Here is a 13719-nt window from a genome sequence, read left to right as displayed (position 1 = left end):
CCCCCCCTTTCCTCAACCACCCTGCCCACCGCCAAGCGCCACATAGAGCGAAGCACCGTTTTGCAGCGCCGCCGCGCGCAACTGGATCAATTGCTGTTGGGCCGCGAACAGGCTGCGCTTCGCATCGACCACCTCCAGGTAGATGGAAATGCCGTTCTGGTAGCGCAGTTCGGCGGCCTCAGCCAGGCGCGCCTCGGAGGCCACCGCCCGCTCCTGTGCCGCAATTTGCTCCTGCAACCGCTGGCGTGCGATCAGGGCGTCCGAGACTTCCCGGAACGCCACCTGAACGGTTTTCTGATAGTTCGCCACGAGTTCGGTCTGGCGCGCTTCGGACAGACGCACTTGCGCGCTGCGGCGGCCCGCGTCGAATATGGGCAGCGTGACGAATCCGGATATGAGCCACGCCTGCTTGCCCGGCACGAACAGGTCGCTCAACTCCGGAGACACATAGCCGAAATTGCCCGTGAGCGAAATGCGCGGGAAGTAGTCGGCGCGCGCGGCGCCAATATCGGCGGCGGCGGCTCGCAGCGACTGCTCGGCCGCGCGAATGTCGGGACGCAGCGTGAGCAGGGAAGAAGGCAGGCCTGCGTCGAGCGTACCGAACTGGTCGGCGTCGGCGAGCACATGGCGCTGCGTCATGCCGGCGGAGTCGGGCAGCGGCCCACCAATCAGGACAGCCAACTGATCGCGCTGCTGGCCCGTCGTTCTTTGCAGCTCGGCGAGCTGCGTCTGCGCCTGCGTGACGAGAATACGCGCCTGCTCGTAGTCCACGAGCGATGTCGCGCCCGCTTCGAGACGCAGGCGCGCGACTTCCAGCGCGTACTGGCGCGTTTCAAGCGTGTGCTGTGCCAGGTCGATGCCTTCGTTGCCCGAGAGAATGGCGTAATAGGTCGCCGCCACGTTGCTGATGAGCGAGAGCCGGAACGCCTCATTCGCCTCGACCGTCGCCAGATAATTGCGCCGCGCGGACTCGCTGAGGTTGGCCACGCGTCCCCAGAAGTCGAGTTCGAACGACGTGACGGCCACCTGCACGCTGTACTGGTTGAAGTGGACCGAGGTGTTGTTGTTGGGAAGCTCCGGCTCGATGGTGTTGAGCGGCGTCTTGGTGCGGGTGGCGTCCGCGCCCACGGCCACCTGCGGAAACTGCGCTGCGCGCTGCACGCGATAAAGCGCCTGTGCCTGCCCGATGCGTGCGACGGACGCCGCCAGGTCCCGGTTCTCGGCGAGCGCCTTGGCGATCAATTGCTTGAGCGCCGGGTCGCGAAAGAAGGTCTCCCACGTCAGCTCGGAAGCGAGACGCTCGCCGCCTGGCGTGGCGATATCCGCGCTCTCGTAGGCGCCGGCTATCGGCAGATCAGGCTGCTGGTAGCGCGGCGCGAAATTGCACGAAGCCAGCGCGAGACACGCGACGATCGCCATCCACCTGGCAGTCTTAAGCATCATGCGCTCCCACGGGCCGCGCATCGTCCTCATCGTCGCCCTGCGCGCGTTTGCGGCTCAGCCATTTGCGCGCCACCACATAGAACACCGGCGTAAAGAAGATGCCGAACAGCGTGGCCGTCAGCATGCTGCCCATGATGCCGGTGCCCACGGCCTGCCGCCCCGCCGCGCCCGCGCCCGTGGCGAGCACGAGTGGCAGCATGCCCAGCACGAAGGTCACGCTCGTCATCAGGATGGGCCGCAAGCGCTGGCGAGCGCCGTTCACCGCGGCGCTCACGATATCGCTGCCCGCGGCCTCTTCCTTGATGGCGAATTCCACGATCAGGATCGCGTTCTTCGCAGCGAGGCCGATGATGGTCACGAGGCCGATGTTGAAGTAGATATCGGCGGGAAAGCGCCGCGCCATGGTGAAGAGAACCGCGCCCAGCACACCCAGCGGAATGATGAGCAGCACGGCAATGGGAATGGCCCAGCTCTCGTAGAGTGCGGCGAGCAACAGAAACACGACGACGAGCGAAAGCAGCAGCAGCGCACCGATCTGCCCGGCCGCCTGTTGTTCCTCGTAGGCCGTGCCGGTCCATTCGTACGTCAGGCTGCCGGAAAGGACATTGCCCGCGATGCGCTCCATCTCCGCGAGCGCGGCGCCGCTGGAGCGGCCCGGCGCGGCCTGGCCCGAAATCGTTGCCGACGGAAAACCGTTATAGCGTTCGACCTGCTGCGGCCCGGCGGTCCAGTGCACGCTCGTGAACGCGGAGAACGGCACCATCTCGCCCACGTTGTTGCGCAGCCGCAGCGCACCGATGTCCTCGGCCCGCATGCGCTGGTCGGCGTCGGCCTGCATGAGCACGCGCAGCACGTTGCCCTCGTAGACGAAGTCATTCACGTAATTCGCGCCGAACGCCAGCGCGAGCGCGCTGTTCACCTGGCCGATTTGCAGTCCCAGCGCGCGCGCTTTTACGCGGTCGATATCGACATAGAGTTGCGGCGCGGGCGGCAAACCGTCGGGGCGCACGCCCACCAGCAAGGGACTGCGCGAGGCCTCCGCCAGCAGACGCGCGCTCGCCTGCTGCAACGCCGCGCCGCCCACGCCGCTGCGGTCCAGTATCTTCATCGTGAAGCCGCTCGCATTGCCGAGCGCGGGGATGGCCGGCGGATCGAGCGCGAAGACGAGCGCCTGTGGAATATTGCGGAAGGCGGCGTTCGCGCGCCCAACCAGCGCCGCCGAGGAATTCGCCGCGCCCGGCCGGTCCGCCCACGGCTTGAGGTCGACGAACGACATGGCCGCCGACTGCCCCTGGCCGAAGAAGCTGAAGCCCGTGACCGAGGCGATATTGCGCACCTGGGGTTGCTGCCTGAGAAAAGCCTCGACCTGATCGACGACCTGTTGCGTGCGCTGCGCCGTCGCGCCAGGCGCTGCCGTATACGCGACGAATATATGCCCCTGGTCCTCGCCCGGAATGAAGCCGCGCGGCAAGCGGGTGAAAAGGAAACCAGTCGCGACGCAAACGACGAGAAATACGATGAGCCAGCGCACCGGCTTGCGCAGCATGGCCTGCACCGCCAGCACGTAGCGCTCGGTGGCCGCATCCATGCCGCGATTGAACGCATCGAAAATGCGCTGCTGAATGCGCGCCGGCCAACGCGTGGCCGCCTGCTTGCCCGTACCGTCATCGGCTTTCGCCTTGCTGCCCAGCAGCGCCGCCGACATGGCCACGCCCAGCGAGAGCGCGAGCAAGGTGGACAAAAAGATCGAGACGGTGAGCGTGACCGAGAACTGGCGATAGATCGCACCCGTCGAGCCCGGAAAGAAGGCCATGGGAACGAATACCGCAATGAGCACGAGCGTGCTGGCAATCGCCGCGCCCGCAATCTGCCCGACCGCCTTGATGGTCGCGCGCCGCGAACTCAAGCCCTCTTCCTGGATCACGCGCTCCACGCTCTCCACCACCACGATCGCGTCGTCGTTCAATATGCCGATTGCGACGACCATCGCAAACAACGACAGCAGATTAATGGAGAGTCCGAACAAATAAATTCCCACGCACGTTCCGATCAGCGCAACCGGCACGACTAGGGTGGGAATGAGCGTTGCACGCCACTTCTGGAGGAACAGGAACACAACGACCGTCACGAGCAGCAACGCCTCGATCATCGTGCGCAGCACGCCGCTCAGCGACGTCGTGATGAACGGCGTGGTATCGAACGGCACGACCCATGCCACGCCTTTCGGGAAAGTCGGCTGCAACTGCGCAAGACGCTGCCGCACGGCGGTCGCCACCGCCAGCGCATTCGCGCCGCTCGCAAGCTGGATGGCGATCCCCGCGGACTCCTTGCCGTTCACGCGAAAGCGAAAGCCGTAGCTGTCGTTGCCCAGCTCCACGCGCGCCACGTCGCCCACGCGCACCGTGGAGCCGTCCGGGTTCGAGCGCACGATGACCTCGCGAAACTGCTCGGGCGTCGAAAAGCGGCCGTGCATGACGATTTGCGCATTGAGCTCCGCCCCCGGCGCAATGGGCTGATCGCCGAGCGCCCCGCCCGCCGTCTGGCTGTTCTGCTCCTGAATGGCCGTCATCACTTCGTTGGCCGAAAGACCGAAGCTGGCGAGCTTTTCCGGATCGATCCATATCCGCATGGCATACGACGAACCGAAAAGCTGAGCGTCGCCCACGCCCGGAATGCGGCGCAATTCGTTGACGATGTTATTGGCGGCGAAGTTGCCCAGTTCGACCGCAGGGATCGAGCCATCGGCGGATTGCAGCGCAACGAGCATCAAGAATCCGGAAGACGCTTTCGTGACGCTCACGCCAACCTGCCGGACTTCCAGCGGCAGGCGCGGCTCGACGCGGCTCACGCGGTCCTGGACCTGCGAAAGCGCGACGTCGAGATTCGTGCCGGGCCTGAGCGTGACGGTGACCTGCGCCGTGCCGTTCGAGCGGCTTTGCGACGACATGTAAAGAAAATTGTCGACGCCGTTCATTTCGTTTTCGATGATCGACGTGACGGTACGGTCCAGCGTGTTCGCGTCCGCGCCGCTATAAACCGCCGAAACCGTGAGCGAGGGCGGCGCGACGTCGGGGTACTGCTCGACCGGCAGCAGCATGAGCGCGAGGCCGCCAAAGAGCGTCACGAAAAGCGCAACCACCCACGCGAAGACCGGCCGGTGGACGAAGAATCGGTTCATGTCGCGCGCCGCTCAGGAGTGGCTCGGGGCGGCGGCGGGCTGGGCGTCCACGCGCTGCCCCGGCTGCACCCGCTGCCAGCCGTCGACAATCACTCGCTCACCCGGCTCCAGCCCATCCTTCACCACCCATTGGCCCGCTTCCTGGGGGCCGAGAACGACATTGCGCCGCACGACGGTGCCGTCTTCGGCAACGAGCGAAAGGCTCGTGGCGTTGTTGTCGAACTGCACGGCGCGCGCGGGCACGGCCAGGCCGTTCGGTATCGTGCCGATCACGATGCGCCCGCGCACGAACTGCCCTGGCAACAGAATGCGCGACGCATTATTGAAGCGCGCGCGCAGAACCTGGGTGCCGGTGGAAGGATCGACGACGAGATCGGTGAAGTCGAGCACGCCCGTCTCGCCATAATCGTCGCCGTTCGCGAGCGTGAGACGCACGTTTGCGCTCTCGGCGGCCGGCGCGGAGAGCGAACCCGACGCGATTTGTTTGCGTACTTCCAGCAGCGAAATATTCGACTGCGTGAAAACGGCGTTCACGGGCGAGAGCTGATTGACCTGCGTGAGCAAGGTCGCGCCCGCCGCACTGACGAGCGCGCCTTCGGTGACGAGCGCCCGCCCCACGCGGCCGGCAATCGGCGCGCGAACCGTGCAACGATCGAGACGCAGTTGCGCCAGCGTCACGGCGGCGCGTGCGTCCGCAACGTTCGCCTCGGCCTGCTCGAGCGCGGCAGTCGCGGCCTCGTATTCCTGGGCGCTCACGACCTGGCGCGCCACCAGCGGCTTGAAGCGCGCGACCTCGGAGGCCGCATTGCCGCGCACGGCCTGAGCCCGGTTGAGCGCCGCCTGCACCTGCTGCAATGCGGCCTGGTAGTCGCGCGGATCGATGAGAAAGAGCGGCGCGCCGGCGCGCACGTCGGTGCCCTCCTCGAACAGACGCCGCTCGACGATACCGTCCACGCGGGCGCGCACCTCCGCGGAGCGGATCGCTTCGATGCGGCCCGGCAATTCGATCACACGGGGGATGGCGTGCGCCGCAACCGTTTCGACCAGCACGCTCGGCGGCGGCGCCGCGCCGCTCTGGGCTTGCTGGTCGCGGCATCCGAAACCCGCCAGCGGCAACAGCGCCGCAAGAACGATCAGCCACGGTCGACAGCGTTTGGGTTCGAAGTCTGGCACTCGAGGCTCCACCGAAGAAGATCTGGACGGTAGGTTTCGGCGTCCGATGGCTCGTCACGCGTGAGCTTGATCGCCTCATGGCGATGTCACGCACGTAGTTAACCATAAACGCCTTGCGGTCGCTCCCTCGACTGCCATTTACGGGCACCGCTCGAAATGCAATTCCCTATGTTTCCCGTACGGATAGGGCAACGGCGATCATCCTCTAGCCACGGGATACGGGAGACTGGACGCTGAAAAACACGCTACGCAGAGGAAAACCGGCCCCAAAAAAACCTACCGCCCCAACACCAGCATCCGCGCCTCCAGCGCGCCGCGAATATGCGAGCGCGCGATGTCCTCGGCGCTGCGCGCGTCATGGCGCTCGATGGCGGCGAGGAGCGCCTGATGCTCGCTCACCGCGAAATGCGCGCGCTGTCCGGCGGCCAGTCCCGTGCTGCCAAGCAGCGCAATCGAAGCCTGAAGCGAGCTGAGCGATTTCAGCAGATAGCGGTTATGCGCGGCCCGGTACAGCGTTTGATGAAACAGATGATTGTTCCTCGCGAGGCGCAGCGGATCGCCCACGAGCGCGGCGTCCTGGTCCGCAATGGTGCGCAGCGCCGCCAGCTCGACCGCCGTGGCGTTGCGCGCCGCCCATGCCGCGGCCGTGCCTTCCAGCATCTCGCGCATCGCGTACAACTCGCGCACCATCTCGCCCGTGAGTTCGGTGACGATCAGGCCGCGCGCGCGGTCGGCCGTCACCATGCCTTCGCTCTCCAGACGGCGCAACGCCTCGCGCACGGGCGTGCGGCTCACTTCCATCTGCTGCGCCAGTTCGATCTCGCGCAGCCGCGTGCCGGCCGGCAGCCCACCTTCCAGAATGGCGCTGCGCAGTTGCCGGTAGACGAACTCGGCGCGCGGCAGCGCCGGGTTCTCGTCGTCCTCGGAGGTAAACGGTTTGAGTGGCATGGTGAGACGGCAGGTCGTGCCAGGGCGCCCGGCGCGAATTCAAGGCGTCATTGTATCCGCCGGGAGCCGGGCGCCCTGCTTCGTGGTTTAGTCGCCGCCGAGCTTGAGCCTGGCGGGCCGGCGCTTTTCGACCGCCCATTTGAGCAGCGCGGCGCTGCGGTAGATGCCGTGCGCGAACTTGCCATACGGCATGGTCAGGAACAGCCCCATCACGCAGCCCAGATGCAGCGCGAGCCAGAACGGCATGCTCGCCTGCTCGCGCAGCGCCAGCAGCAGCAGCCCGCTGCCCGCAACGAGCAGCAGCAAGGCGATAAAGCCGCGATCCATGGGCTTCTGGCCGGGATCGGTCTGGAGCGGATTGCGCCTCAGGTTGAGCCACAGCAGGCCCGCCGGTCCGACGAGCAAGCCCAGGCCGCCCAGCGTGCCCAGCACCACCGGCACGCTGAACAAGGGATAAGGCGCCTCGTAGCCCAGCAGATAGTGATAGCCCGTCGCCACGCAGGTCGCGGCGAAGCACAGCATGAAGCCGTAGAACGTCAGGTGATGAAAGCGGCGTCGCGCCAGCGTGAACGCATCGCTCTCGTTGTTGCATCCCTCGCCGTGGCCGCCGCCCAGATAGCGCAGCGACAGCACATCGTGCACCGCTTCGCCGATCGCACCGGCTTCGACCGGATGCGCCTCGCCCTCGCGCCAGAAACGCGCGACGCCAACGCCAAACACGCCGCAGACGAACAGCAGCACCAGGCCAAACAGCACGGCAAGCAGATTGTGCGGAAACACTGCATAGAAGTTCGCGTCGCCCGGCTGCGTATTCAGGCCGCCCGTTAGCGCGATGGCCAGCATCAGGAACACGGCGAGGCTGCCCGCCGTCGCCAGCGCCACCGCGAGCCCGGCCCGCGCGTACAGCGAACCCAGCGCGGCCGGCCACGCGTACTCGCGATAGGTGTGAGCGCGCACCTGCGCCATCGCGCGCGGCACGTTCACGGCGAATTCGTGGGGCGGCGCGTACTGGCACGCATGGAGGCAGGCGCTACAGTTGTGGCAAAGGTTCGCCAGCAGATGCACGTCGCTGCGATTGAACTCCAGCCTGCGCGTCATGGCCGGAAACACGGCGCAAAATCCTTCGCAGTAACGGCACGCATTGCAGATCTGCATCACGCGCGCCACTTCCTGTTCGGCGGCGCGCGCATCGACAGCGGCGTATTCGCCCGCGCCGAGCGCACTGGCTTCGCGAGTGAGGGCGTCAAGCTGCTGCATGCAAGGCTCCATTGCGTTGTGAATCGGCCGCCCCGCGCGCCGCGCTCGCCGCATTCGTTCCGGCGATACGGCCAAACGCCGTGCCGATCGACATGCCGACTCCCGCCGTATAGCCCTTGCCCAGCACATTGCCCGCCATCATTTCTCCCGCCACGAACAGGTTCGGACTCGCACGGCCGCCAAAGCGCACCGCGGCCGTCTCGTCGGTTTTCAATCCCAGATAGGTGAACGTAATGCCCGGCCGCAGCGCGTACGCGTAGAACGGCGGCGTGTCGAGCGGCAAGGCCCAGTGGCTCTTTTGCGGCGCGATGCCTTGCGTGTGGCAATCGTCGAGCACCGCGTGATCGAAGCTGCCGACCTTGCACGATGCGTTGAAGGCGTTCAGCGTCTGCATGAACGCCGGTTCGTCGAGACCGATGGCGCGCGCCAGCTCCGGCAGCGACCCGGCCCTGGTGCCGGGGAACACGGGCGGCATGAAACGGCCCACGGCCTTGCTGTCGATGATCGACCAGGCGATCTGACCGGGCTGCTGCGCAACGAGACGCCCCCAGATCGCATAGCGCTTGGGCCAGAAGTCCTCGCCTTCGTCGTAGAAGCGCTGTGCCTGGCGGTTCACCACGACGCCGAGCGACACGCAGTCCACCCGCGTGCAGATGCCACCGTCATAGAGCGGCGCGCGCGCGTCGATGGCCACGCAGTGGGACTGCGAGGCGTCGCCGGTCATGTCGGCGCCCGCATCGATCATGTGACGCAGCAGCACGCCCTGGTTGTAGCGCGTGCCGCGAATCAGAAAGTTGTCCGCGACCCATTCGCCGTTCACCTGGCCCCACGCTTCGCGCAGCCATTCACGATTTGATTCGAAGCCGCCCGCCGCCAGCACGCAGCTGCGCGCCGCAATGCGTTCGCCGTTGGCGAGGCGCGCCGCGATGAAGCGTCCGTCGTCGAGATCGAGCGTTTGCACCGGCGTTTCGTAGCGAATCTGCACGCCCAGCTTTTCGGCGCTGCGATAGTAGGCGTTGACGAGCGCCTTGCCGCCGCCCATGAAAAACGCGTTCGTGCGCGCCACGTGCAGTGCGCCGGAAAGCGGCGGCTGGAAATGCACGCCGTGGCGGCGCATCCAGCCGCGGCAGTTCGACGACGCGCGTATGACGAGCCGCGCCAGCTTTTCGTCGGTCAGCCCGCCCGTGACTTTCAACAGATCCTGCCAGTACTCCTCTTCCGGGTAGGCGTCGACCAGCACGTCCTGCGGGGCGTCGTGCATGCAACGCAGGTTGCGCGTATGCGCCGAGTTCCCGCCGCGCCAGGCGCGGGGCGCGGCCTCCAGCATCAGCACCGAAGCCCCCGCTTCGCGCGCCATCAGCGCGGCGCACAGCGCAGCGTTGCCGCCGCCGATCACGAGCACATCTATCATGAGTTCCCTTCTCTCCCTTCCAGTCCGATACGTCAATTCAGGCGCTGCGTTCATCGAGCGCTGCTCTCGCGCTTGTGTCGCATTTGCCTCTCAAGCGCCCGCGTCCGGCGCGACGAGCCCTTGCGCGACACCTGAGCGCCGGTTCACCACACGCGCCGCCACCACCACCGTCACGGCGATGAAGACCGCGAGCGCCGCCATGCCGCTGGCAAACGTGCCGGTCATATCCTTGAGCGCGCCCACCGCATAGGGCGCGGCAAAGCCCGCCACGTTGCCGATCGAGCTCACCACCGCGATGCCGGCCGGCGCCTCGCTCTCCGGCAGCATCGAGGCGGGCAGCGTCCAGAACACCGGCAGGTTCGCGAACGCGCCGAACCCTGCGCACACCAGCGCGCCGAAGCGCAGCGGCGGATAGTCGGTTGCGGCCGCAACGATCAGCGCGAGCACCGCGACGATGCCGGGCACGAGCAGATGCCAGCGCCGCTCGCGCCGCTTGTCCGAGCGCGCGCCCCACCACAGCAGGCCGAGCGCGCCGGCCACGAAGGGCAGCGAAGACAGCAGGCCGACAGCCGTCAACGACACGCCGAACGCCCGGACGATCTGCGGCAAGAAGAAGCTCACGCCGTAATTCGCGGCGACGATGCCGCAATAAATGAAGCCCAGCAGCCACACGAGCGGATTGCGCAGCGCGCCCCATGCGCCCGCCGCGCCGTGCGCGGACGATGGCGGCAACGCGCGGCGCTCGGCCGCGAGCGTTCGCTCCAGCCACGCTCTTTCGTCGGCTGCGAGCCAGTGCGCCTCGCGCGGGGAATCGACCAGCTTGCGCAGCAGCACGAAGCCAAGTACGAGCGAGGGCAACGCTTCGAGAATGAACAGCCACTGCCAGCCGCGCAGGCCAAGAAAGCCATGCAGATTGAGAATGAACCCCGAGACCGGCGCGCCGATCGCCGCCGAAGCGGGCAACGCCACGGCGAACGCGCCGATCATGCGAGCGCGCGAGGCCGAAGGAAACCAACGCGTGAGAAACAACATCACGCCAGGGTAGAAGCCGGCCTCGGCCACGCCGAGCAGGAAGCGCAGCCCCAGGAATTGCGGCGTCGTGCGCACGAAGGCGAACAGCAGCGAGATCACGCTCCACGAAAGCATGATGCGCGCGAACCAGCGGCGCGCGCCGAAGCGCTGCATCGCCATATTGCTTGGCACTTCGAACAAAACGTAGCCGAGGAAAAAGATGCCCGCCCCCGCGCCGAACACGGACGCCGACAGCCCCAGATCGGCGTTCATCGAAAGCGCGGCAAAACTGAGGTTGACCCGGTCCAGATAGGCCGCGAAATAACACAGCATCAAGAGGGGCAGGATGTGCCGGCGTATCCGGCCGAGCACCACTTGTTCGTCGATCACCACGATGTCGTCTCCTCTTGCGGGCTGCTCGCAGCGCCCGCCTTCAATGTCTACATGCGTCGTCTTGCACGAGGCTGAAATGTATACATTGATCCAGCAATACTCAAGAGGCAGTGAGCAGGCGGGAAGTTAGAGAAGCCGGTTTTCAGCGCCGAAAAAATGGGGGCGAAAAATCGGATCGGCGCTGTTTACCCCTTTCAATCATCGATTTACTTGAATATCCAGGCGCCTCACCGGGCTTCTCCCAGGACATTCCCTGGCTTCAATCCGCTTGACTCGACTGTCCTTCGTCGCGAAACTTCACTCATAAAACAGAACAGACGGTCTGTCTAGCAGACCATCGAAGCAAACCGAACCGCAAGGAGGTCACGTGACCAGCATCGACGAGCAGGCGCTGAGCGAGCGCCTCGTCACCGCAATGAAGCGTCCGGAAGCGCGCAGCGACGCGTTCGCCCGGCGCGCGCCGACGTTCACCGCCGACTGGATCGTGCGGATCGGTTCGATCGCGCATCTCGTGCGTTGCGAGGCGGGCCGCGTGAGCGCCTGCGAGGCGCGCGTGCCCTTGCTGCACGCCACGCGCCTCTCGGTCAGCGGCAGCGCACGCGCATGGCAGGCGTTGTGGGAGACCATGCCGCGCGCCGGCTGGCACGACCTGTTCGCGCTCACCAAACGCGGCGAGATGCATATCGAAGGCGACATGCAATTCCTGCTGGCGCACCTGCAATACGTGAAAGACGTCCTCAACCTGCCGCGCCAGGAGGCCCGCTGATGAGCGCCGAATTCCAGAGCCGCGACAAGCCGCAGGCCGTGCCCCCGTACGAGGCGATCATCGGCCGCTATCTGAGCGTGCCCATCGGCGGTGAGGCCTGCCGCGTGTACGTGGAAGAAGCGGGACAGGGTATCCCGCTCGTGTGCCTTCACACCGCAGGCGCCGACGCGCGCCAGTACCGCCACCTGATGTGCGACGACGCCATCACCGAACGCTTTCGCGTGATCGCCTTCGACATGCCGTGGCACGGCAAGTCGTATCCGCCGCCCGGCGCGCAACCCGGCGAATACGCCCTCACGACGGCGCGCTATGTGGAGACGATCCGCGCGGTGATCGGCGCGCTCGGGCTGGACCAGCCGGTCGTCATGGGCTGCTCGATCGGCGGGCGCATCGTCCTGCAACTCGCCAACGACCACGGCCCCGAGTTTCGCGCGCTGATCGGCGTCGAAGCCGCCGACTACCAGGCGCCCTGGTACGACACATCCTGGCTGCATCGCGGCGACGTCCACGGCGGCGAAGTGTGCGCAGCGCTCGTCTCCGGGCTCGTGGCGCCGCAAAGCCCCGCGCAGTACCGCGACGAAACGCTCTGGCAATACATGCAGGGCGGCCCCGGCGTGTTTCGCGGCGACCTGCACTTCTACCGCGTGGACGGCGATCTGCGCGGCCGTCTCGGCAACATCGACACCACGGTCACGCCGCTCTGGCTGCTGACCGGCGAATACGACTTTTCGTGCTCGCCCGACGACACGCGGCGCACGGCGGCCGGCATCGCTGGCGCCGAAGTGATCGAAATGAAAGAGGTCGGTCACTTTCCGATGAGCGAAAACCCCGCGCAGTTCCGGCGCTATCTGCTGCCCGTGCTCGATCGCATTCACGCCGCCTCGCGCGACGTTTGACAAGACACACCAGAAACAGACACAGAACCAGAAAAGGAGACTCTCGATGAACCACCGTATTGCCGCCGCCGCGCTTGCCGCCATCGGCACCCTGGGCGCCTTCGGCGCGAGCGCCGCGCACGCGCAGGACACGCTCAAGATCGGCGCGATCGTCACGTTGTCCGGGGCGGGCGCGGCCTGGGGCCAGGCGCTGCTCTACGGCGCAGAACTCGCCGCCGACGACGTGAACGCCAAGGGCGGCCTCGACGTCGGCGGCAAGAAGTACAAGGTCCAGGTGGTCCCGTACGACGACAAGTACCAGGCGAACGACGCCGTGACCGCTGCGAACCGGCTTGTTTCGGAGGACCAGGTCAAGTACATCATCGGCCCCGTGGGCGCGGCGGCGGCGCTTGCCATCGAACCGGTCACCGAGCGCAACAAGGTCATCATCCTCACGCTCGGCTTCACGCCCAAGGCGCTCGGCAAGGACAAGCCCTATGCGTTCCGCCCGAACCTCACGACCGAGGAAACCTCGCAGCCGCAGATCGACTGGCTCGTGAAGGCCAAACATATCCGCAAGGTCGGCGCGCTGTTCCCGAACGACGAAACCGGCCAGCAGATCGCGCGCGATCTCGACGCCTCCTATGCGCGCGCGGGTGCGCAGCTTTCCTCGAAGGAATTCTTCGAGCGCCAGCGCGTGGACATGGTCCCGCTGCTCACGCGCATCATCGCCACCGGCGTCGACACGATCGAACTCGACGGCAACTCTCCCGCCACCGCCGGCCTGATCGTGCGCCAGGCGCGCGAACTGGGCTTCAAGGGGCTGATCGTGCGCAGCGGCGGACCGGCCACAGCCGAGATCGTCGCGGTAGCGGGCAAGGACGCAGCGGAAGGCATGCTCGTGAACACGCCGATCGATCCCGCGAACAAGGCCGTGCAGGACTACTCGGCGCGCTACTACAAGAAATACGGCAAGCGCATGAACGGTTTCAGCCCCGCGTTCTATGACGGCACGCACATGCTGTTCGCCGCCATGCAGCAGGCCGGCACCGTGACCGACAGCGAACGCGTAAAAAACGCCCTCGAATCGACGAAGAACTACGCCGGCATTCTCGGGCAACTGAACTGGACCGGCGCGGCGAAGTACGGCATCAATCATCAGATCGACGCGCCTTTCTATATCGCCGAAGTCAAGGACGGCCAGGAAGTGGTGCGCGCGCGCTGCACGCCCGCGGCCTGCCAGTGACGCCGCGCTCCGCCGCCC

At 66.3% G+C, this 13719-nt stretch carries 10 protein-coding genes; 3 read left to right on the top strand and 7 right to left on the bottom strand.

Features of this window, described 5'->3' with window-relative positions:
* Positions 1–12: 12 nt before the first annotated feature.
* From C7401_RS23410 to C7401_RS23380, 7 genes are all read right to left on the bottom strand, one after another.
* On the bottom strand, positions 13–1443 hold the full coding sequence (locus tag C7401_RS23410; protein ID WP_112173851.1) for an efflux transporter outer membrane subunit: 1431 nt from the start codon (positions 1441–1443) through the stop codon (positions 13–15).
* Positions 1433–4621 carry a multidrug efflux RND transporter permease subunit gene (locus tag C7401_RS23405; protein ID WP_112173781.1) on the bottom strand — a complete coding sequence of 1063 codons (3189 nt, stop codon included), beginning with the start codon at positions 4619–4621 and terminating at the stop codon, positions 1433–1435. Before C7401_RS23405 ends, C7401_RS23410 begins: the two co-directional genes overlap by 11 nt.
* A gap of 12 nt (positions 4622–4633) precedes the next feature.
* On the bottom strand, positions 4634–5794 hold the full coding sequence (locus C7401_RS23400) for an efflux RND transporter periplasmic adaptor subunit (RefSeq protein WP_112173780.1): 1161 nt from the start codon (positions 5792–5794) through the stop codon (positions 4634–4636).
* A 276-nt stretch (positions 5795–6070) separates the two neighbouring features.
* Positions 6071–6742 (bottom strand): GntR family transcriptional regulator, encoded by a 672-nt coding sequence (locus C7401_RS23395; protein WP_112173779.1) that lies wholly within the window; start codon positions 6740–6742, stop codon positions 6071–6073.
* Between the two features lie 87 nt (positions 6743–6829).
* Positions 6830–7999: a tricarballylate utilization 4Fe-4S protein TcuB gene (gene tcuB, locus C7401_RS23390; RefSeq protein ID WP_112173778.1), complete on the bottom strand. Its 1170-nt coding sequence runs from the start codon at positions 7997–7999 to the stop codon at positions 6830–6832.
* Positions 7986–9410, bottom strand: a complete 1425-nt coding sequence (tcuA, locus tag C7401_RS23385) for an FAD-dependent tricarballylate dehydrogenase TcuA (RefSeq protein ID WP_112173777.1) — start codon at positions 9408–9410, stop codon at positions 7986–7988. The genes tcuB and tcuA overlap by 14 nt, the downstream gene beginning before the upstream one ends.
* A gap of 90 nt (positions 9411–9500) precedes the next feature.
* Entirely contained in the window at positions 9501–10814 is a 1314-nt protein-coding gene (locus C7401_RS23380) for an MFS transporter (protein ID WP_220092842.1), read from the bottom strand.
* Between the two features lie 367 nt (positions 10815–11181).
* Between C7401_RS23380 and C7401_RS23375 the strand changes: the two genes are divergently transcribed.
* From C7401_RS23375 to C7401_RS23365, 3 genes are read left to right on the top strand one after another with little or no spacing between them, the layout of a single operon-like run.
* Positions 11182–11580, top strand: a complete 399-nt coding sequence (locus tag C7401_RS23375) for a hypothetical protein (RefSeq protein ID WP_224041539.1) — start codon at positions 11182–11184, stop codon at positions 11578–11580.
* Complete coding sequence (locus tag C7401_RS23370) at positions 11580–12476, top strand: alpha/beta fold hydrolase (protein WP_112173776.1); 897 nt, start codon at positions 11580–11582, stop codon at positions 12474–12476. Before C7401_RS23375 ends, C7401_RS23370 begins: the two co-directional genes overlap by 1 nt.
* Positions 12477–12522: 46 nt before the next feature.
* Complete coding sequence (locus C7401_RS23365) at positions 12523–13701, top strand: ABC transporter substrate-binding protein (RefSeq protein ID WP_112173775.1); 1179 nt, start codon at positions 12523–12525, stop codon at positions 13699–13701.
* The last annotated feature ends 18 nt before the right edge of the window (positions 13702–13719 follow it).

This window comes from Paraburkholderia unamae, from assembly GCF_003268775.1.
In the GTDB taxonomy this organism is placed as follows: domain Bacteria; phylum Pseudomonadota; class Gammaproteobacteria; order Burkholderiales; family Burkholderiaceae; genus Paraburkholderia; species Paraburkholderia unamae.
The sequence above is the reverse complement of the archived record's forward strand: the minus strand, read 5'-3'. Positions and strand labels throughout refer to the sequence as shown.

Bases quoted from the DNA above. Each gene is read 5' to 3' on its own strand.
- C7401_RS23410 (WP_112173851.1), bottom strand. From the start codon at position 1,443: ATGATGCTTAAGACTGCCAGGTGGATGGCGATCGTCGCGTGTCTCGCG.
- C7401_RS23405 (WP_112173781.1), bottom strand. From the start codon at position 4,621: ATGAACCGATTCTTCGTCCACCGGCCGGTCTTCGCGTGGGTGGTTGCG.
- C7401_RS23395 (WP_112173779.1), bottom strand. From the start codon at position 6,742: ATGCCACTCAAACCGTTTACCTCCGAGGACGACGAGAACCCGGCGCTG.
- tcuB (WP_112173778.1), bottom strand. From the start codon at position 7,999: ATGCAGCAGCTTGACGCCCTCACTCGCGAAGCCAGTGCGCTCGGCGCG.
- tcuA (WP_112173777.1), bottom strand. From the start codon at position 9,410: ATGATAGATGTGCTCGTGATCGGCGGCGGCAACGCTGCGCTGTGCGCC.
- C7401_RS23370 (WP_112173776.1), top strand. From the start codon at position 11,580: ATGAGCGCCGAATTCCAGAGCCGCGACAAGCCGCAGGCCGTGCCCCCG.
- C7401_RS23365 (WP_112173775.1), top strand. From the start codon at position 12,523: ATGAACCACCGTATTGCCGCCGCCGCGCTTGCCGCCATCGGCACCCTG.